Annotated in this window: 19 protein-coding genes; 7 read left to right on the top strand and 12 right to left on the bottom strand. The window is 69.3% G+C overall.

What is annotated here, in order from left to right:
• Positions 1-228 precede the first annotated feature (228 nt).
• The 3 genes from VLF18_RS19570 to VLF18_RS19560 form a co-directional block, all read right to left on the bottom strand.
• Positions 229-429, bottom strand: coding sequence for a CsbD family protein (locus tag VLF18_RS19570; RefSeq protein WP_325281313.1), 201 nt, complete (start codon positions 427-429; stop codon positions 229-231).
• 9 nt (positions 430-438) lie between these two features.
• Positions 439-876: a PA2169 family four-helix-bundle protein gene (locus tag VLF18_RS19565; RefSeq protein WP_325281312.1), complete on the bottom strand. Its 438-nt coding sequence runs from the start codon at positions 874-876 to the stop codon at positions 439-441.
• Positions 877-957: 81 nt separating this feature from the next.
• Positions 958-1,119, bottom strand: coding sequence for a DUF1328 family protein (locus tag VLF18_RS19560; RefSeq protein ID WP_325281311.1), 162 nt, complete (start codon positions 1,117-1,119; stop codon positions 958-960).
• A gap of 211 nt (positions 1,120-1,330) precedes the next feature.
• On the opposite strand from VLF18_RS19560, the gene VLF18_RS19555 reads away from it, so the two are divergent.
• Entirely contained in the window at positions 1,331-2,704 is a 1,374-nt protein-coding gene (locus VLF18_RS19555) for a sigma-54 dependent transcriptional regulator (RefSeq protein WP_325281310.1), read from the top strand.
• An 81-nt stretch (positions 2,705-2,785) separates the two neighbouring features.
• On the opposite strand, the gene VLF18_RS19550 is transcribed toward VLF18_RS19555, so the two are convergent.
• The 6 genes from VLF18_RS19550 to VLF18_RS19525 form a co-directional block, all read right to left on the bottom strand.
• Positions 2,786-4,099 (bottom strand): aspartyl/asparaginyl beta-hydroxylase domain-containing protein, encoded by a 1,314-nt coding sequence (locus VLF18_RS19550; protein WP_325281309.1) that lies wholly within the window; start codon positions 4,097-4,099, stop codon positions 2,786-2,788.
• Between the two features lie 25 nt (positions 4,100-4,124).
• Entirely contained in the window at positions 4,125-6,206 is a 2,082-nt protein-coding gene (locus VLF18_RS19545; RefSeq protein ID WP_325281308.1) for a tetratricopeptide repeat protein, read from the bottom strand.
• A 142-nt stretch (positions 6,207-6,348) separates the two neighbouring features.
• Positions 6,349-7,338, bottom strand: coding sequence for a YheT family hydrolase (locus VLF18_RS19540; protein WP_325281307.1), 990 nt, complete (start codon positions 7,336-7,338; stop codon positions 6,349-6,351).
• Between the two features lie 25 nt (positions 7,339-7,363).
• Positions 7,364-8,185: a lysophospholipid acyltransferase family protein gene (locus VLF18_RS19535; protein WP_325281306.1), complete on the bottom strand. Its 822-nt coding sequence runs from the start codon at positions 8,183-8,185 to the stop codon at positions 7,364-7,366.
• A 265-nt stretch (positions 8,186-8,450) separates the two neighbouring features.
• Positions 8,451-9,398 carry a serine/threonine protein kinase gene (locus VLF18_RS19530; protein ID WP_325281305.1) on the bottom strand — a complete coding sequence of 316 codons (948 nt, stop codon included), beginning with the start codon at positions 9,396-9,398 and terminating at the stop codon, positions 8,451-8,453.
• On the bottom strand, positions 9,395-9,832 hold the full coding sequence (locus VLF18_RS19525) for a hotdog fold thioesterase (RefSeq protein ID WP_325281304.1): 438 nt from the start codon (positions 9,830-9,832) through the stop codon (positions 9,395-9,397). Before VLF18_RS19525 ends, VLF18_RS19530 begins: the two co-directional genes overlap by 4 nt.
• Before the next feature lie 190 nt (positions 9,833-10,022).
• On the opposite strand from VLF18_RS19525, the gene VLF18_RS19520 reads away from it, so the two are divergent.
• Both VLF18_RS19520 and VLF18_RS19515 read left to right on the top strand, forming a co-directional pair.
• The gene (locus VLF18_RS19520) at positions 10,023-11,111 is read left to right on the top strand and encodes a CDP-6-deoxy-delta-3,4-glucoseen reductase (protein ID WP_414717247.1); all 1,089 of its coding nucleotides are present in this window, start codon (positions 10,023-10,025) and stop codon (positions 11,109-11,111) included.
• The gene (locus tag VLF18_RS19515) at positions 11,108-11,671 is read left to right on the top strand and encodes a DUF2845 domain-containing protein (protein ID WP_325281302.1); all 564 of its coding nucleotides are present in this window, start codon (positions 11,108-11,110) and stop codon (positions 11,669-11,671) included. The genes VLF18_RS19520 and VLF18_RS19515 overlap by 4 nt, the downstream gene beginning before the upstream one ends.
• A 76-nt stretch (positions 11,672-11,747) precedes the next feature.
• Here VLF18_RS19515 and VLF18_RS19510 read toward each other — a convergent pair whose 3' ends face one another.
• The 3 genes from VLF18_RS19510 to VLF18_RS19500 form a co-directional block, all read right to left on the bottom strand.
• A complete protein-coding gene (locus VLF18_RS19510) occupies positions 11,748-13,004 on the bottom strand; it encodes a heme biosynthesis HemY N-terminal domain-containing protein (RefSeq protein ID WP_325281301.1) in 1,257 nt (418 codons plus the stop codon).
• Positions 13,001-14,086, bottom strand: a complete 1,086-nt coding sequence (locus VLF18_RS19505; RefSeq protein ID WP_325281300.1) for a uroporphyrinogen-III C-methyltransferase — start codon at positions 14,084-14,086, stop codon at positions 13,001-13,003. Before VLF18_RS19505 ends, VLF18_RS19510 begins: the two co-directional genes overlap by 4 nt.
• 68 nt (positions 14,087-14,154) lie before the next feature.
• Positions 14,155-14,958 (bottom strand): uroporphyrinogen-III synthase, encoded by an 804-nt coding sequence (locus VLF18_RS19500; protein ID WP_325281299.1) that lies wholly within the window; start codon positions 14,956-14,958, stop codon positions 14,155-14,157.
• 85 nt (positions 14,959-15,043) lie between these two features.
• Here VLF18_RS19500 and VLF18_RS19495 point away from each other — a divergent pair, with 85 nt between their 5' ends.
• The 4 genes from VLF18_RS19495 to VLF18_RS19480 all read left to right on the top strand — a co-directional run bounded on the left by VLF18_RS19495 (position 15,044) and on the right by VLF18_RS19480 (position 17,514).
• Entirely contained in the window at positions 15,044-15,520 is a 477-nt protein-coding gene (locus tag VLF18_RS19495) for a YiiD C-terminal domain-containing protein (protein ID WP_325281298.1), read from the top strand.
• A gap of 80 nt (positions 15,521-15,600) precedes the next feature.
• The gene (locus VLF18_RS19490) at positions 15,601-16,020 is read left to right on the top strand and encodes a hypothetical protein (protein WP_325281297.1); all 420 of its coding nucleotides are present in this window, start codon (positions 15,601-15,603) and stop codon (positions 16,018-16,020) included.
• Between the two features lie 95 nt (positions 16,021-16,115).
• The gene (locus VLF18_RS19485; protein ID WP_325281296.1) at positions 16,116-16,559 is read left to right on the top strand and encodes a rhodanese-like domain-containing protein; all 444 of its coding nucleotides are present in this window, start codon (positions 16,116-16,118) and stop codon (positions 16,557-16,559) included.
• 94 nt (positions 16,560-16,653) lie between these two features.
• Positions 16,654-17,514: an ABC transporter six-transmembrane domain-containing protein gene (locus VLF18_RS19480; RefSeq protein WP_325281295.1), complete on the top strand. Its 861-nt coding sequence runs from the start codon at positions 16,654-16,656 to the stop codon at positions 17,512-17,514.
• Positions 17,515-17,565 lie beyond the last annotated feature (51 nt).

The following is a 17,565-nucleotide window of genomic DNA, read 5'->3' as shown; positions in this document are numbered from 1 at the left end:
CTTGGACCACGCACGTCGCCCCTTGGGGTGGGCGGGTGCTGCGCCGCTTCACAGCGGTGCTGGACCGGTCGGTCGGGGAAGGGTTCAGTGACCGGTCCGCTTGGGGAAAAGAACTTCCGTGTCGATGCGTCTTCCGTTGCGGGTCGCCCCGCGATTCGCACCGTTTCGCGTCGACACCGCGCCGTTGGTTCGCGGCGGCGACACGGGACGATGTGTCAGGTGCGGCGCCTACTGCAGCCGCGATTCAAAACTGTCGACTTCCTTCTCGGCCTGGTCCTTGGCCCAGCCGTAGCGTTCCTGCAGCTTGCCGACGAGATATTCGCGGTGGCCGTCGGCGACACCGAGGTCGTCGTCGGTCAGCTTGTTCCACTGCACCTTCGCTTGGCCGGCAACCTGCTTCCACTTGCCCTTGATGATGTCCTGGTTCATGGCGGTTCCTCAGGCAGCGAGACGGCGTTTCAGATCGCGCATTTCGTCATGCGTGCGCTTGAGATCCGGATAGTGGCGTTCGGCGATGCGACGCAGCTCCATATCGTCGCTCTGGGTCAGATCGTCGCGGAACGCTTCGAGGATGCGGTCCTCGGTCTGTTCGAGCTGCGCCACGTAGACCGATTCGCTGTCCTTGCTCATGCTCGCGCGGACGTCGGCGTAGAACTTGCGCAGCGAACCGAGCATGGTGCCGCCCTGCGGCGCGGTTTCGCCGTGCGAAGCCAGGCGGGCCGAAAGGTCGCTCGCGATCGCCTGCTTCTGCTGCGCCATGCGCTGGAACAGGTTGGCGTACGCGGGAATTTTCACCTTCGTCGCCGCCTCGCTGTAGAACTTCTCGCCGTCGTTCAACAGCTCGATCAGGTCTTTCAGGTTGCTCGTGGTACTCATGGATTTCTCCTTGGTTCTGCAGGGTGGTCGGGCCGCCGTCCCAGGCGGCCGGGCGTCGTCGTCGATGCCGGCCGATGACGGCTAAGCGCTTCGGCGGCCGGTGATCAGCGAGATCACGAACAGCACCAGGAACACGAAGAACAGGATCTTGGCGATGCCTGCTGCCGCGCCGGCGATACCACCGAAACCCAGCACCGCCGCGATCAGAGCGACGACCAAAAACACAACGGCGTAATGCAACATGGGTTATCTCCTTAGGCTTGCCATCCGCGTCGCATCCCGATGCCGCCGCGGTCGAAGCAATAGAGTCAATCCGCATGCCAACCGCGATGCTGGAAATTTCCCTTTGTTTTTCATTATCTTGCTATCTGCTGACATCGCTTTCACGAGGCGGATTGCAGGAATGCGCCAACTGCCCGTGCAGACTGCAAGGGCTTGAGCCCATGGGAACGCAATGAACGAAACCGCCAACACGCCGCGCGAACGCGTACTGTTGATCGACGACGACGCCACGGTGCTGCGCAACTTCAGGCTGTGCCTGGAAGACGAGGGTTATCAGGTCAACACCGCGCCGAACACCGGGTCGGCGCTCGCGGCGGTCGCCCGCAGTGTCTTCGACGTCTGCGTGCTCGACCTTCACATCGGCGAGGAGTTCGGCCTCGACCTGCTGCCGCAGCTGCGGGCTGCCGCGCCGTGGATGCGCGTGATCATGGCGACGGCCGAGTCGGATGCGGCGATCGCCGTCAGCGCGATGCGCGCCGGCGCGGCGGACTATCTGATCAAACCGTGCGAGCCCGAGAAACTGCTGCATGCGGTCGACCAGCAGATGCAGGCGCGCCGGCTCGAGCGCCGCATCGAGGAACTCGAGGCCTCGCGCTCCGAGACGCTGCCCGACCTGCTCGACAGCGCGAATCCGACCATGAGCCGTCTGCTCGAAATGGCGCGGCAGGCCGCCGAGACCGATGCGACCGTGCTGATTCTCGGCGAAAGCGGCACCGGCAAGAATGTACTCGCGCGCAACATCCATTTGTGGAGCAACCGGCGCAAGGCGGGCTTCGCGACGGTGAACTGCCCGTCGCTGTCGGCGGAACTGCTCGAGAGCGAATTGTTCGGCCACGTGAAAGGCGCCTTCACCGGTGCGCACGATCATCGCCAGGGCCGCGTGCAGGTCGCCGAGGGCGGCACCCTGTTCCTCGACGAGATCGGCGAATTCCCGCTGTCGCTGCAGCCGAAGTTCCTGCGCTTCCTGCAGGACCGGGAGTACGAGCGCGTCGGCGATCCGCGTACGCGCACGGCCGACGTCCGCATCATCGCCGCGACGAACCGCGATCTCGCCCATTCCGTGGCCGAAGGCACGTTCCGCACGGACCTGTACTACCGCCTCAATGTGATCGCGCTGACCGTGCCGGCGCTGCGCGAGCGCCCGGAAGACATCCTGGGGATCGCCGACCGTCTGCTGACGACGCTCGTCGCGCGCTACCGCCGTCCGGCGCGCCGCTTCACCGATACCGCGCGCAATGCGCTGCTCGCGTATTCGTGGCCAGGCAACGTGCGCGAACTCGCCAACGCGATCGAGCGCGCGGTGATCCTCTGCGCCGGCGAGGAGATCGCGTATGAGCATCTGCCGTTCGCGACCTCGGGCGTGGCCGCGACGAGCCTCGCGAGCGCGACCCCGCGCGCCGGCGATCCGGTCACGATCGAACAGCTCGAACGCGCGCACATCGAAGCCGTGCTCGGCGCGACGCCGACGCTCGACGTCGCGGCCAAGCAGCTAGGCATCGATGCGTCGACGCTGTACCGGAAGCGGAAGGCCTACGGGTTGGGGTGAGCGGCGAGAAAGAGAGTGACCAGGAGTGGGAACCGAGGAAGAAGAGCCGGTCACTCGCCTCTCACTCCTGTCCACTCGCCGTCAGCGAATTCCCGCCTTCTGATTGAAATCGCCGATCACGCCGACGAGCGCGGTCAGCGCGTCGCGTTCGGCGGCGGTCAGGTCGGGGTGCCAGGTGTCGAGAATCAGCACGACGCGCGTGCGCTCGCTGCGATTCCAGGCTTCGTGTTCGTAGGTGTCGTCGAACACGACGCAGCGGCCTTCCTGCCAGACGTGGTCGATGCCGCCGACGCGCAGCGCGCAGCGGTCGGGCACGATCAGCGGCAGGTGCGTGACGAGGCGCGTATTCGTGACGCCGCGGTGCGGCAGGATGTGCGCGCCGGGCGTCAGCAGCGAGAACAGTACTTCGGGCGCGTGGTCGCGGATGCGCACGATCGGCAGGTTGTCCAGCGCCGCCGTCGTCTGCGGGCAGCGCGCGCAGTTGTCCTCGCGGCGCTCGCCGTGGCGGTAGAAAAAGAATCCGGTCCAGGCGGACTGCCCTTCCCGGCCGCGCAGGTAATCTTCGACGCGCGCATCCGAATCAAAGCGCAGGAACGGCTCGAAGCCGTGCTCGGCCGCAAGCAGGTTCACGAGTTCGAGCCGGATCGCGTCGGTCTTCGCTTCGAGCGCCTCGAGCCACGGAAAACGCGCGCGTTCGTAGTAGGCCTGCGAGGCAATGCCCGGAAAGAACAGGAACAGCGGCCGCTGCGCCGGATCCGGGTAGTGCGCGGGCGCGTCGCCGAGGTAGATCGCGAGCGCCTGCTCGACGCGCCGCAGCTCGGCCGCACCGTGGCGCGCACGCAGCGGCGCGAGCGCGCCGTCGAACAGGGCATGGCGGCGCTGGTCGACGTAACGCATCGCAGCGAGCACCGGCTGGCGCAGTCCGGGCGGCGTCGTCGCTTCGTTCAGCCATTCGCCGAACTGCTGCGCCGTGCGCAGCGCGCGGAAGTATTCGGGCAGCGCTTCGTCGTCGCGCTGCAGCTGCTGCAGCGTCGCAGCCAGATGAAAGCGCGCGAGGAAATAGTCCGGTTCGCGCTCGACGGCCGCGCGCAGCATCGTCGCGGCCGTGTCGGGGCTGCCGGCACGCCGGTACGCCTGACCGAGGTTCTTGAGCGTTTCCGCATCGTCGGGCGCGACGCCGCGCGCGCGTTCGAACAGCACGATCGCATCGTCGACCTGCTGCCGCGACAGCGCGCACATGCCGAGAAAATTCAGCCCTTCCGCGAGATCGGGCAGCACGTCGACGAGCTGCCGGAACTGCTGCTCGGCCTCCGCGATGCGCCCTTGCGCGGCGGCGGTGCGCGCCGCGGCGATCTGCGCCTGCAGGGCCGGCGGCGGGCTGGCGGATGCGTTCATGCGGACGGGTTCCGGCGGCGGGCGCTCAGCGTGGCAGTTGGAGTTCGGCGAACGGCGCCGCGAGAACTTCGGTATAGGCCTGCCAGCGGCCCGGCGCAAGGCCGATCGGCAGACCGCCGAGGCCGCGCTGCAGCGTGCCGGCGGCGAGCTCGGTGCCGCCGATCGCCGCGGCGAGCGCGCCGCCCTGACCGACCGGGTCGGCCAGCACGGCGTCGGCATCGACATGGACCACGTTTATATCTTTTGCGTTGTTACATTCAGCAAGATGCGCATTGGCGCGGTTGAGCCAGCCGGCGGCGGAGACCGGGTCGTGCAGCGCGAAGCCCGGCATCCAGCCGTAGGCGAGCCAGTTCAGCAGCAGATCGCGCGGATCGCGTTCGACGATGACGACGGTCGCGCCCGGAAACGCCTGGCGGATCAGCGGCAGGAAGCGCGCATCCCAGCGCACGAGCCAGTCCACGATGCGGCCCTGCTGCGAATCGACGCCGTGGCGTTCGATCTCGGCCTGCCACTGCGCGCGCGCGGCCTGCGCCGTCGGCGCGTCGATGCCGTCGGCCCAGCCGGCGAAATCCGGCTCCGCGAACACGTCGCGGCGCACCGGCGAGAACGCGCGGTCGCGCAGCAGTTGCACGCCGGCCTGCTGGTGCAGCAGTGCGGCGACACGCTCGACCATGCTGCCGGGCAGCCCGACGAGGAAGATCGGCGGATTGGCCAGCGGCGCGGGCGCAGGCGCGGTCAGCGCCGCGGCGAAGGAATCGGGCAGCGCGGGCTGTTCGTGAATCTGGACCGGCAGCGTCGACTGCGATTCGAGCCAGGCCGGCACGGCCAGCTGCACGTCGTTGCGCTGGTCGGCGAGTACGCCGAACTGATGCGCCGCCTGCATGACCTGCAGCGGCGCGAGCTGCAGCCGGCGCAGTGATTCGAGCAGCGCGAGCGCTTCGGTATCGCGGCCTTCGCGCCGGGCGGCGCGCGCGCGCAGCAGGATCAGGTCGGCGTCTTCGGGCAGCGCCGCGGCAACGCGCTGCGCGAGCACGTCGGCGCCGGCCGTGTCGCCGCCGCGTTCGTGCAGCAGCGCGAGCCGCGCGAGCGGAATCGGATCGTTCGGCCGGCGCTGCGCGAGGCGCTGCCAGATCGCGAGCGCGCCGGCGTCGTTGCCGAGCTGGCTCAGGAGTTCGGCCTGCGCCGCTTCGATCGCGACGGTCTCGGGATTGCGCTGCAGGAAATCCGCATAGAGCTGCAGCGCTTCGTCTTCGCGCGCGCTGACGACGAGGCAGTTGCCGAGCAGCTGCACCGCGCGCGGCTGATCGGGCTGCAGCGCGAGGCCGGCGCGATAGTGTTCGATCGCCTGATCGATGCGGCGCTGATGGCGCGCGACGTCGCCGAGGCCGAAGCGGGCGATCGCCTGGTAGCCCGGCGCCTCGCCGAGCACCGCGAACGCGGCCTGCGCCTCGTCGACCTTGCCGTCTTCGAGCAGCACCTGGCCGAGCAGGTAGCGCGCGCCGTGGAGTTCGGGCGCCAGCGCGAGCGCGTTGCGCGCGGCCTGTTCGCCGAACGCGCGATTGCCGCGCAGCACGAGCGCGCGGGCCAGCGCGAACTGCATGCCGGCGTCCTTCGGCGCGAGTTCCACCGCGCGGCTCAGATAGGCCAGCGCCTTGTCGGCGTCACCGCGATCGAGCAGCAGGCGGCCGAGGCCGGAGATCGCGTGCGCGTCGTTTTCATCGGAGCGCAGCGCCGTGCGGAACAGCGACTCGGCCTTCGCGAGGTCGTTGTCGACGATCGCGATGCGCGCGAGCAGCGTGTGCGCACCGGGCTGGTTGGGGTTGTGACGGATCGTGTTCTCGATCAGCGCGCGCGCGCCGACGAGATCCTGTTCGAGAAAATAGAGGCCGGCGAGCTCGAGTGCGACGTCGCCGCGTTCCGGCGCGAGCTTGCGCGCTTGGTCGAGCAGCCGGCGCGCTTCGCCGAGATCCTGGCGCTGGCGGCGCAGCAGGCCGAGCAGATGCAGCGCGTCCACGTTGTCGGGTTCGTCGGCGAGAACGGTGCGATAGCCGGATTCGGCCTCGTCGAAACGGCCTTCGGAATGCAGTCGGGCAAAATCTTGCAGCATGGAATTCATGGAATGGGACGGCGGCGGACGCGAGCTGGCCATTATGCCGCAGCTACCGCCGGGGCGCTCCGGCAGGGTTCCGCCGCCCGGTTCCGGCAACGCCGCGGCCCGCCGCGCGCCGGAACCGCAACACCCGGCCGCTTTAGGCCACGAGCCGTCCGAGGCGGTGCGCGATGAAATCCTCGGTCCAGCTGTGCAGGCTGAAATCGCGGATGAAGCCGCAGTGGCCGCCGGCCGGCGCGATTTCCAGTTCCGTGTGCGCCGGCAGCTTGAGTTCGTGAAAGCCGCCGACCGGAATGATCGGGTCGTCAGACGCGGTCAGGATCGTCGCCGGCACGACGAGGTCGGCGAGGCGGTCGCCGGCGATCGAATAGCCGTCGAGATAGTTGTCGAGCGTGCCGAAGTCGGTATGACGCGCGACCATCGTCGCCGTCAGTTCGCGCATCGAGGCGCCGAGTTCGGTCGTGCTGAAACGCGCCGCATCGGGAAACAGCTTCTGCTTGCGGCGCAGCGATTCGCGCCATTTGTGCATGAAGTAGGCGTGGTAGAACCACGGTGCGCGTTCGATCGCGTCGAGGATGGCCGGCGGATGCAGCGCCGGGCAGACCGCGAGCGCATAGCTGAGCGGCAGGCCGGCGTCCGGCGCGCGCAGCGCGACGCGCAGCGCGAAATTGCCGCCGAGCGAGAACCCGGCGATCGCAAGCGGCCGCGGCGCGAAGCGGCGCGCGACGTCCTTGAGCGCCCCGACGACTTCGTCGATGCGGCAGGAGTGGAACATTTCCGGATTGAGATGGTGCGTTTCGCCGTGGTCGCGGAAGTTGAGCCGGAACACGTCCCAGCCTTCGGCGACCATGCGCGCGGCCGTGTGCAGCAGATAGGTCGACCGCACGCTGCCTTCCCAGCCGTGCAGCAGCACGACGAGCCCGCGCGCCTGTGCACGCACGTTCTGCGCGGTGTGATAGCCCTGCAGGCGCACGCCGTCGCCGCAGTCGAGGATCAGCTCTTCCGAGCGCGCTTCGAGCGCGGTGCGGCGGCCGCGCAGCAGCCAGCGGCGCACGCCGCTGGAAGCGAGCACGGATTGCAGATGCGCATTGCGCAACAGGCGGTGGGGACGGAAATCGGCGGCGCGCACGGCGGTCTCGGCTGGCAGATTCGTCTCAGTCTTCGGCGTTCGCGGCGGCGGCGCCGCCGCGTTCATGCGCATCGGGCAGGCCGAGTGCTGCGCAGATTTCGCTGCGCGCGTGTTCGGCCATGCGCCGGCGGCCTTCGCCGTTCACGGGTATCGGTGTACAGAAATGCACTTCCGCAGTCATGCCCGGTCCGCCGAGCACGCGCAGGAAGTTCGCGAAGAAGCTTTCGCCCGGCCCGAACGCGACGGCCGGATCCTGGCGGTGATCGTTGCCGTAGAGCAGCGCGACCGGCTGCACCGGAACGCCCGCGTCGAGCGCGACCTGGAAAATGCGCGCGTGGAACGTGCGCACGCGGTCGCCCGCGCCGGTGCCGCCTTCGGGAAACACGCCGACCGGCAGGCCTTCGCGCAGGCGTTCGACGACGCGCTCCATGACCGCGGCCAGCGAATGCCCGCTGCCGCGCTGGTGATAGATCGTGCCCGCGCGGCTCGCGAGCCAGCCGACCAGCGGCCAGCGGCTGATCTCGGCCTTGGCCACGAAACACATGAAGGCCTGGCTGTGCAGTACTTCGATGTCGAGCCAGGACAGATGATTGGCGACGAACAGCGCCGCGCCCGGGAGCGGTTCGCCGTAGCGCCGCAGCCGGAAACCGAAGCAGCGCACGAGCCAGCGCGACCACCACGAGGTCATCCAGTGATCGAGCCGCTGTCCGCGGATGCGGATGCGCGCGCCGAGTGGATTGATCACGAGCAGCGCAAGCGGCAGCGCAATGAGTATGTGCACAAAGAGCAATGGCGAGCGCCACAGATAGCGCAGCGGACGCAGGCGGTCGGGACGGGCGGCAGTCATCGCGTTGTCGGCCGTCGCATTCATCCGCGCAGGCACCCCGGCAACGAGGCGACGACGCAGGCGCTGCGCCCAAGGCAGGATGGCGGGGACAAGCGGCGGAGCATAGACGCCTCGGCATCACGGATGCGGCAGATCGGGCCAAGGGTAGCGAAGCGCGCTGCACTGCGCCAATCAACGCCGTGAATGCCCGCAATCGAACGCCTGTATGGCCGCTTTGCGCGCTCAAGGCGGACGCGGCGGCGCAACATGAAATCGCCGACGCCGTTCAGTCCGCCAGCCGGTCTGCGGCTTCGACGAGATCCTGCACGTGCTGCTCCCACCAGCGCGCCTCGCCCGCGAACGGAAAGCCCTGCGGAAACGCAGGATCGTGCCAGCGCTGCGCGATCCAGCCGGCCCAGTGCACCTGACGCAGCACGCGCAGCGGTTCGATCAGCGACAGCTCGGCGTAGTCGAAGTCGCGGAACTCCGCATAGCCTTCGAGCAGCAGGTCCAGCGCGCGTGCGTCCGGCGCGAGCATCCAGAGATCCTGCACGGCCGGGCCGAGCCGTGCGTCGTCGAGGTCGACGAAATGCGGACCGTGATCGGTCCAGAGCACGTTGCCCGGATGACAGTCGCCGTGCAGGCGCAGGCGCCGCGCGTCGCAGGCCGCAAAGCGCTGCTGCAGGGGTGCGTGGAGTGCGGCGGTAGCGCTGCGGTAGCGCGCCGCGATACCGCCGGGCAGCAGCGGGGAAGCGAGCACGGCCGCCGACGGTGCGCGCAGGAACGTCTCGAGGTCTATCGTGCCGCGTGCGGCGAACGTGCTGCGCGCGCCGACCGCGTGGATACGCGCGATCAGCCGTCCCATCCACTGCAGGTGCTCGGCCGATTCGAGCTGCGGCGCGCGACCGCCGCGGCGCGGGTAGACGGCGAAGCGATAGCCGCTGTCGCTGTGCAGCGTGCGGCCCTCGCGCACGAGCGGCGCGACGACCGGCAGTTCGGCCGCGGCGAGTTCCGCCGCGAACGCGTGCTCTTCGGCAATGGCCGCATCGCTCCAGCGGCCCGGCCGGTAGAACTTCGCGACGACCGGCGAATCGCCTTCGATGCCGACCTGATAGACGCGGTTCTCGTAGCTGTTGAGTGCGAGCAGGCGGCCGTCGGTGGTCAGTCCGACCGAATCGACCGCCGCGAGCACGCGCTCCGGCGTCAGGTCGGCATAGGGCGCGGAGACGCTCATGCCGCGGCGTCGCGGCGCGGCACGACCGCCATGGTCAGGCGCGCGATGCAGCAGAGATCGTTCTTCTCATTGACGATGCGGATGTCCCAGACCTGCGTCGTGCGGCCGATATGCAGCGGCCTCGCCGTGCCGGTGACCTCGCCCGACTGCACGGCGCGCAGATGGTTGGCGTTGATGTCCAGGCCCACGGCGATCTCGCGCGCGGGATCGAGGCAGAGTACCGCCGCGAGGCTGCCCAGCGTCTCGGCGAGCAGCACCGACGCGCCGCCGTGCAGCAGGCCGAACGGCTGGCGCGTGCGTGCATCGACCGGCATGGTGCCGCGCAGATAATCCTCGCCGAGTTCGGTGTAGCGGATGCCGAGCGACTGCGCCGCCGTGCCTTCGTTCCAGCGGTTCATCGTGTCGAGGTCGGGCTGTTGCTTCCAGGGACTCATGACGGGCTCGCGCGCAAGGACAAGGCGGGATTAGACCGGTTGGCGGCCTGCACCGGAAGGGCGGGGACCGCCAGGTGGATGGAGGAAAGCGTGGGAGGAGTGAGAAGCGAGTGGACGCGGCAGTCGGGCGCTGACTCGTTTTTCTCACTCCTCATGACTCGCTTCGTCCACTCTCTGCGCTCCACGCCCCATGCGACAATCGCGCGTCTTTCCAGCGGATCGCTGCGTGAGTCATTCCGTCACCCTGCAGGCCAGCGGCAAGCGCTTCGAGGTCGAGTCCGGCGAAAGCGTGCTCGAAGCCGCGCAGCGCGCCGGCCTCGCCCTGCCCTATTCCTGCCTCGCCGGCGTCTGCGGCAGCTGCAAGGCCAGCCTGGTCGCCGGCGAAGTCGCCTACCCGCGCAATCCGCCGGCCGCGCTGAGCGCCGGCGAACAGGCGCGTCATCAGGTGCTGCTGTGCCAGGCCGTTCCGGTCGGCGACATCACGCTGCTCGCGCGCGAGGTCGCGTCGGTCGCCGACATGCCGCGGCGCGTGCTCGCACTCAAGGTTATGCGCAAGGAGAAGCTCGCGCCCGACGTCGTGCGGCTGGTGCTGCAACCGCCGCGCGGCGAGCGGCTGCGCCGGCTGGCCGGGCAGTATCTCGACGTGCTGCTGTCCGACGGCAAGCGCCGCGCGTTCTCGATCGCGAATGCGCCCGAAGGCGACGAGACCATCGAACTGCATATCCGTCATGTCGCCGGCGGCGGCTTCACCGGCTTCGTGTTCGACGGACTCGAACCCGGCGCGGTGCTGCGTATCGAAGGTCCGCTCGGCACGTTCGTCCCGCGCGAGGATTCGGAACGGCCGATGCTGTTCGTCGCCGGCGGCACGGGCTTCGCGCCGGTCAAGGCGCTGATCGAACACTTCCAGCATCTGGGTACGCGACGCCGCATGCAGCTGTACTGGGGCGCGCGCCGGGCCGAGGACCTCTATCAGGCCGAACTGCCGCTGCGCTGGACACGGCAGTTGCCGAACTTCCACTACGTGCCCGTGGTCTCCGATCCGGCCTTCAGCGCCGGCCTGCGCAGCGGTCTCGTGCACGAGGCGGTGATCGAGGACCACCCCGACCTGTCGGGCTTCGACGTGTACATGAGCGGACCGCCGGCGATGATCGATGCGGGCCGGCGCAGTTTCGTCGAGGCCGGGCTGGACGAGGATCGGCTGTACTACGACAGTTTCGACTACGCTCCCGACGTTCTCGCTGAAATCTTGCGCAACCGCGCCGGAATCCACGGACTATGAAACGACTCGCCTTGTTCTGCCTGCTCTGCGCCGCGATCGCGCCGGCCCACGCCCTGCGCTGCGGCACGCGCGTCGTCGACGACGGAGACCGCGACTTCGCCGTGCGCGAACGCTGCGGCGAGCCGTTCTATGTCGACCAGTTCACCAGCGTCAGCGTGCGCGGTGCCGACGGTCCGCTGGAGACGCAGATCGAAGACGTCTACGACGTCTGGTACTACAACTTCGGGCCGCGCCGGCTCATGGTGCGGCTGCTGTTCCTCAACGGCCGGCTGCAGCGCGAGGAAACCCTGGGCTATGGCGTGACGACGATCGGCGACAGCTGCAATCTCGACACGCTGCCGGCCGGAACCAGCGCCGGCGAAATCGTCGCGTACTGCGGCGAGCCCGCCGCACGGCGCAACCAGCGGCGCGCGACGGTGCGCCGCGACGGCATCGGCAACGAGCGCTACACGCCGGTACGCGCCGAGGAATGGACCTACGACCTCGGCGGCTCGCGGCTGCTGCGCGTACTCACGCTGCAGAACGGGCGGCTGATCGGCGTGGATGCGGAAGGGCGTTGAGTGAAGAGGAGTGGGAAACGCGTGTGACGCGGCCGGCCCAAACTCTTTTCTCACGCCTCGTCACGCCTTTCTCGCATCACCCCGGCAACCGCGGCACCCCATGCTCGCTGCGCTCCTCGAACACCGCGGCCTTCGTGTCGAGGCCAAGGCGCGGCAGTGAGCCGGGCAGCGGTTCGCTGGCTTCGTTGCGCGCGAGGCGCAGTGCGTTGCGGTAGCAGTGTTCGGCGAGTGCGTGGCTGCCTTCGCCGGCGTGGCAATCGCCGAGCGCTTCCCAGGCCGAGGCGGTTTCGCCGATCGCAAGCGCACGTTCGAGGTAGTCGCGCGCCTTGCCCCAGAGCCGGCCGGCGACGCAGAGGCGGCCGAGCGCGGTCAGCAGCACGATGCTGTTCGGGTGCTGCTTGAGCCAGCCTTCGGCCTGGCGCAGCCGTGCGCCGGTATCGGCATCGGCGAGTTCGGCATAGGCCTGGACGACCGGTTCGGACCAGTCCTTGCGCAGGTAGGCCTCGATCTCGCTCATGCCCGGCAAGGGCTGCCCGAGTTCGGCGATGCGTCGCGCATAGGCGGCCAGCGCCGCCGGCACGCGGCGCTGCGCGCGCGTGAGCTGGGCCCACTGCGCGTTGAGACCGTCGGCGCTGCGCTGCGCGGCCAGCGCAGCGGCGAGCACGCGCGCTTCGAGTGCGGCGAACGTGGCCGGCGACAGCGCCTGGGCCCGCGCGAGCGGTCCGAGCGCGTTCGTCGCGGCGGCGACCTCGCCGGTCGCGAGCGCGGCTTCGATGAATTCGACCCAGGCCGCAGGCACGAGCGTCGTCGTGTTCGCCTCGGCGGCGAGCAGGCGATAGGCGTCGGCATGTTCGCCGCGTTCGCGCTTGAGGCGCGCGCGCAGCGCGAGCGCCGCGCCGGGTGCGGTTTCCGCCGCTTCGTCGAGCGCTGCGTCGGCACGCGCGGTTTCGCCGAGCGCGAGCGCGGCGCGCGCCGTCGCGAGCAGCGCCGGCGCACGCAGTTCGCGGTACTGCGTCGCGCGTGCGAGTTCCCTCTCCGCACGCAGATAGCGGCCTTCGGCCAGCGCGACGAGCCCGTTCGCGAGGCGCTCGCGGCTCTTCTTGCGCACGCGGCGGAACCACAGCCGCACGGGCCACCGCGCGAGGCGCCAGATCACGCCGACCAGCGCCCAGAGCAGGACGAGCAGCACGACCGCGACGACGAAGGTCGTTTCGTAGTGCGTGTTGCCGAGCCGCACGAGCACGTAGCCCGGATCGCTCGCCAGCCAGTGATACCCGACCGCGGCCGCCAGCATCGCGGCGACCAGCAGCAGACCCGCGAGCCAGTACCTCATGAGCTGCCGGCCCCGTCGGCGCGGGCCGGCGTCTGCGAACTCTGCGCCGCGCGCAGGTTGCGCAGCTCCTTCAGAGTTGCACCGAGCGCCGGCGGCGGCGCGGTCGGCGTCGTCATGGTGCGCAGACGGCGGATGCTCTCCAGCGCCTGCGCGACGGCCGCGTCGTTCGCGGCGAAGCCGTCCCTGATCTGCGCCTGCGCGCGATCGAGCGCGGCATCGAGCTCCGGTTCCTTGCGTTCGAGCAGCGCGAGTTCGGCCGCACGCAGTTCGAGCCCGACATAGTTGCGCAGCAGCGCCGGGTCGGCGACCGCGCCGCCGCCGGGTCCGGTCCGCGTGATGCGCACGAACTGCCCGAGCACGCGCCAGAGCTTGGTGTCGCTGCCGGCGGCCTGACGATCCAGCGCCGCGGCGAGCGGCAGGCGCGCGACCTGCGTGCGCAGCGCGGCGAGTTCCGCGAGCGCCGCCGCTTCGGTCGGCTGGTTCATCTGTTCGAGGCCGCGCAGTTCGACCGCCAGCGTTTCGCGCACGGTCGCGAAGGCGGGATCCTGCAGTAAGGCGAGCGCGCTGTCGGCGAGCCGGTAGGCGCGCGCTGCAGCGGCCGCGTCGTTGAACAGCTCGAACCGTTGCTGCGCGAGCAGCAGCACCGTCTCGGCTTCGTTCAGCAGCATGGCGTCGTGGCCCGACAGCCGCTTGTCGGCGAGATTCGAGATCGCGTCCTCGAGCACGCGTGCGCGCTCGGACACGCCGAGCACTTCTTCACGCAGGGTCTTGTTGACGTTCTCGGCATCGGCGAGGCGCTGGCGCAGTTGTTCGCGGTCGCGCCGCTCGAGTTCGACAGCGCGGCGCAGGCCGTCGACGTCGGTCCGCGCGAGCGCGATCTCGGTCGCGACGGCGGAACTCGCCGCGCCATCGGCGGCCGCGCGCCACCAGGCGACGGCGCCGATCGCGATGCCCGCGACGGCCAATGTCAGGGTGATGCCGCCTGCCAGCGGCGAGCGGCGGACCGGCGCAGGCGCGGCCGGCGGCGGGGCCGGCGCGGGGAACGGCGCCGGCGCAGCGGTATCGGGCGTATCCATGTCCATGAGGCCAATCGTACCGAAGAACGTGTCCCCGGGTCAGGCGACGATCGTCGCTCGCGATGTCGGCAAGGTTACAAGCGGTGTCGCGCCAGCGCGCGCGCGCAGGCCTCGGCGAGGTCGGCGGCGAGCGCGGATTCGGAAACATGTATACGAGTAAACCCGTGCTCGCGGGCCAGCGCGGCGAGCCGCTCGCTGCTGACCACGAGTTCGCCGGCGCGCAGGGCCAGTACGAGCCCGGCCGGCAGCGCGGTCGCAATGCGCGCAAGCGACTGGGCGCTGCTGACGACGACGAGGAGCGGCCGCGGTGCGGTTTCCAGACGCGCGTAGTGCAGCCGCGTCCAACGCGGCACCGCGCGCCGGTAGACCTCGACCTCGGCGACACGCGCGCCGCGCCGGCGCAGCGTGGCCGGCAGCAGGTCGCGTCCGCCGGCCGCACCGATCATGGCCCAGTCCTGCCCGCGCACGCCGCGCAGCGCCGCCTCGGCGAGCAGGCCTTCGCTGTCCTGGCGGCCCTGCGGCCGCACGACCCCGACGACGCCGCGACGACGCAGCGCGGACGCGGTCGCATCGCCGACGGCGCAGACGCGCAGCCGCCGCGGTAACCGCCAGTCCGGCAGCAGGCGCCAGGCGTGACGCACGGCGGCCGGACTCACGAATACGAGTCCGTCGCCGCGGGCTGCCGCGCGCAACGCGGCGCGCGCCGCGCGCGCGTCCTCGACCGCTTCGAGCCGCTGTCCCGGCAATGCGACGACGGTGTCCGCACCGTGCCGCCGCAGCAGCCGGGCGAATCCGTCGCCGCTGCCGGCCGCGCGCGTATTGATGACGCTGGCACCGGCCAGCGGCGCCTTCAGTACGGCTGCGTACCTAACGATCATTGCAAATTTGCCGCCGCGCGCCTTGCCCGCGCCGGCGTCGCGTGGCACCGTGCGCGCCCTGTTCGTCCTGTCAGTCGCTGTGTCCATGACCGATGCCCCGATCCGCGCGCTGGAGCGCGAAATCCTCGCCGACATTCCACTGGCCCGGGCGATGCAGCTGCAGATCGCCGCCTACGGTCCCGATGGCCTCGCCCTGCTCGCGCCGCTCGCGCCGAACATCAACGACAAAGGCTGCGCTTTCGGCGGCAGTTTGGCCAGTCTGCTGACCTTGTCCTGCTGGGCGCTGATCGTGCTGCGGCTGCGTGCCGCCGGCGAGGACTGCGATGTCTACGTGCAGGACTCGCAGCTGCGCTACCTCGCGCCGGTCTGGGGCGAGATCCGCGCGCAATCCGGGCTGGCCGACGGCGAGAGCTGGGACGCGTTCTTCGCGATGGTCGGCGCGCGCGGCAAGGGCCGGCTCCGCGTGATCGCGACGGTTGCCGACGAGTCCGGCAAACCCGCCACCACACTCGAAGCGCGCTTCGTCGCGCTGCGCCGCGAAGCCCGGTCGAGCGCGGCCTGAACACAGCGATCGGCCGCGAGGCTGATTCCTTGATCCGCTTGCTGCACAATCGCGCCTGTTTGCCCTGACGGAGCCGTCCGATGCGTCGCTGGCTGTTGCTACCGTTGTTGCTGCTGTCTCTCGTCGTCGGCACGGCCGAAGCCCGCAGCAAGAAAGACAAGGCCATGGACCAGGTCCTGCTGGACTACGCCGCGACCTTGCGCTGGGGCGGCTTCGAACAGGCCATCGCGTTCATCGATCCGGCCGTACGCGAAGCGCGGCCGATCTCCTCGATCGATCTGAACCGCTACCGCCAGGTCCGCGTCAGCTACTACCACCCGCAGTCGCCGGTGCAGGTCAGCAAGACCGAGATCCAGGTGCTGGCCGAGATCGGCATCATCAACAATCACAACCAGAGCGAGCGCGCGGTCATCGACCGGCAGACCTGGCGCTGGGACGAAAAGCTGAAGCGCTGGTGGCTGATGACCGGCCTGCCGACGATCACCTCGGCCCAGGACTGATCAGCGCTCCCGCGCGGTCATACGCCGGAACGCTAGGCGCGGCGGGTCCGCCTCGCCGATAATCCGGCCCCCTCCGCGCCCCCACTCCGGCCCTCATGTCCGAATTTCTGCAACGCCTGCCCGAGTTCATGGGCAATCACCCGGTCCTGTCGATGCTGTTCATCGGCGTCGTCATCGCGATCGTTGCGAACGAGTCGACGCGCTGGTTCCGCGGCTACAAGGAACTGACGCCGGCCGAACTCACGCGGCTGATCAACGGCGAGAACGCGCTCGTCGTCGACGTATCCGCACCGGCCGACTTCGAGAAGGGCCACGTGCCGACCGCGAAGAACGTCGCGATGGCGCAGTTCGATCCGGAACACAAGGATCTCGGCAAGGTGAAGGACAAGCCCGTCGCCGTGATCTGCCGCACCGGCCAGACCTCGGCCGGCGCCGCGGGCCGCCTCGTCAAGGCCGGCTTCAAGCATGTCTACACGCTGGCCGGCGGCACGGCCGCCTGGACCGCTGCGGATCTGCCGCTGCACAAGGGGCGCAAGTAAAGCGAGTGGAGAGTGGAGAGCGTGAGAAACGAGTAAGAAGCGGCGTCGCCATTTTTTACTCTTTTCTCACTCCTCCTCATTCTTCACTGCCCCTTTGATCGGCTCCTACGTCAAAGCCCATTTCGGCCGGCTCACGGCGGCCTATGCGGTTTCCATGGCCGGCAGCGTCGCCGGTCAGCTCTATCCGTTCGCGACCGCGCTCGCGATCAACGGCGTACTCGAACGGCGCTATGCGGCGATCGGCTGGCTCGTCGCCTGCCATTTCGGCGCATTGATCCTCGAAGTCAGCGCGAAAATGCTCGACACGCGCGTGTTCGCGCGCATCTATGCCGACATCGCCACGAGCTTCGTGCGCCGCGCGCACGACGAAGGCCAGGATCCCTCGCTGATCGCCGCACGCGCCGCACTGTCGCGCGAATACGTGACCTTTCTCGAACGTGATGTCCCTGCCGTGCTGTTCGCGGTGATCGGGCTCAGCGTGTCGGTGAGCGCGCTGTTCTGGCTCGATACCTACATCGGCCTCGCCTGCCTCGCACTCATACTGCCGCTGCTGGCGATCAACCGCTGGCTCGCAGGCCGATCGCTCGCGCTCAATCGCGGCCTCAACGACCGGCTCGAACGCGAAATCGACGTACTGCGCCGCGGCCGTGCGAGCACGGTGGAGCGCCACTTCCGCGCACTCGGCGGCTGGCGCATACGGCTGTCCGACGCCGAAGCGAGCGCCTACGGTGCGATGGAAATCAGCGTGATCCTGCTGTTCGTCGTCGCACTCGCGCGCCTGGCCGACAACGACGCCACGCGCGCCGGCGACATCTACGCGATCTTTGCGTACCTGTGGAAATTCATCGTCGCGCTGGATCAGGTGCCGCAGCTCGTGCAGCAGATGGCGAAGCTGCGGGATCTGAATGGGCGGCTGGTGCAACGAGGGGAGAGGAGTGAAAACGAGTTGACATGAATTCTCGCTCTACACTCGTTTCTTCTCTTAGTCTTTCCGCACGGACACAGC

The organism is Tahibacter sp., assembly GCF_035481375.1.
GTDB lineage: Bacteria > Pseudomonadota > Gammaproteobacteria > Xanthomonadales > Rhodanobacteraceae > Tahibacter.
Note: the sequence above shows the minus strand (reverse complement) of the source record. Positions and strands in the feature narration are given on the sequence as shown.

Excerpts from the sequence above, each read along its gene's own strand:
- VLF18_RS19570 (WP_325281313.1), bottom strand. The coding sequence starts at position 429 with ATGAACCAGGACATCATCAAGGGCAAGTGGAAGCAGGTTGCCGGCCAA.
- VLF18_RS19555 (WP_325281310.1), top strand. The coding sequence starts at position 1,331 with ATGAACGAAACCGCCAACACGCCGCGCGAACGCGTACTGTTGATCGAC.
- VLF18_RS19510 (WP_325281301.1), bottom strand. The coding sequence starts at position 13,004 with ATGAGGTACTGGCTCGCGGGTCTGCTGCTGGTCGCCGCGATGCTGGCG.
- VLF18_RS19565 (WP_325281312.1), bottom strand. The coding sequence starts at position 876 with ATGAGTACCACGAGCAACCTGAAAGACCTGATCGAGCTGTTGAACGAC.
- VLF18_RS19515 (WP_325281302.1), top strand. The coding sequence starts at position 11,108 with ATGAAACGACTCGCCTTGTTCTGCCTGCTCTGCGCCGCGATCGCGCCG.
- VLF18_RS19560 (WP_325281311.1), bottom strand. The coding sequence starts at position 1,119 with ATGTTGCATTACGCCGTTGTGTTTTTGGTCGTCGCTCTGATCGCGGCG.
- VLF18_RS19490 (WP_325281297.1), top strand. The coding sequence starts at position 15,601 with ATGCGTCGCTGGCTGTTGCTACCGTTGTTGCTGCTGTCTCTCGTCGTC.
- VLF18_RS19495 (WP_325281298.1), top strand. The coding sequence starts at position 15,044 with ATGACCGATGCCCCGATCCGCGCGCTGGAGCGCGAAATCCTCGCCGAC.
- VLF18_RS19485 (WP_325281296.1), top strand. The coding sequence starts at position 16,116 with ATGTCCGAATTTCTGCAACGCCTGCCCGAGTTCATGGGCAATCACCCG.
- VLF18_RS19545 (WP_325281308.1), bottom strand. The coding sequence starts at position 6,206 with ATGCTGCAAGATTTTGCCCGACTGCATTCCGAAGGCCGTTTCGACGAG.
- VLF18_RS19535 (WP_325281306.1), bottom strand. The coding sequence starts at position 8,185 with ATGACTGCCGCCCGTCCCGACCGCCTGCGTCCGCTGCGCTATCTGTGG.
- VLF18_RS19525 (WP_325281304.1), bottom strand. The coding sequence starts at position 9,832 with ATGAGTCCCTGGAAGCAACAGCCCGACCTCGACACGATGAACCGCTGG.
- VLF18_RS19530 (WP_325281305.1), bottom strand. The coding sequence starts at position 9,398 with ATGAGCGTCTCCGCGCCCTATGCCGACCTGACGCCGGAGCGCGTGCTC.
- VLF18_RS19505 (WP_325281300.1), bottom strand. The coding sequence starts at position 14,086 with ATGGACATGGATACGCCCGATACCGCTGCGCCGGCGCCGTTCCCCGCG.
- VLF18_RS19520 (WP_414717247.1), top strand. The coding sequence starts at position 10,023 with ATGCGACAATCGCGCGTCTTTCCAGCGGATCGCTGCGTGAGTCATTCC.
- VLF18_RS19500 (WP_325281299.1), bottom strand. The coding sequence starts at position 14,958 with ATGATCGTTAGGTACGCAGCCGTACTGAAGGCGCCGCTGGCCGGTGCC.
- VLF18_RS19550 (WP_325281309.1), bottom strand. The coding sequence starts at position 4,099 with ATGAACGCATCCGCCAGCCCGCCGCCGGCCCTGCAGGCGCAGATCGCC.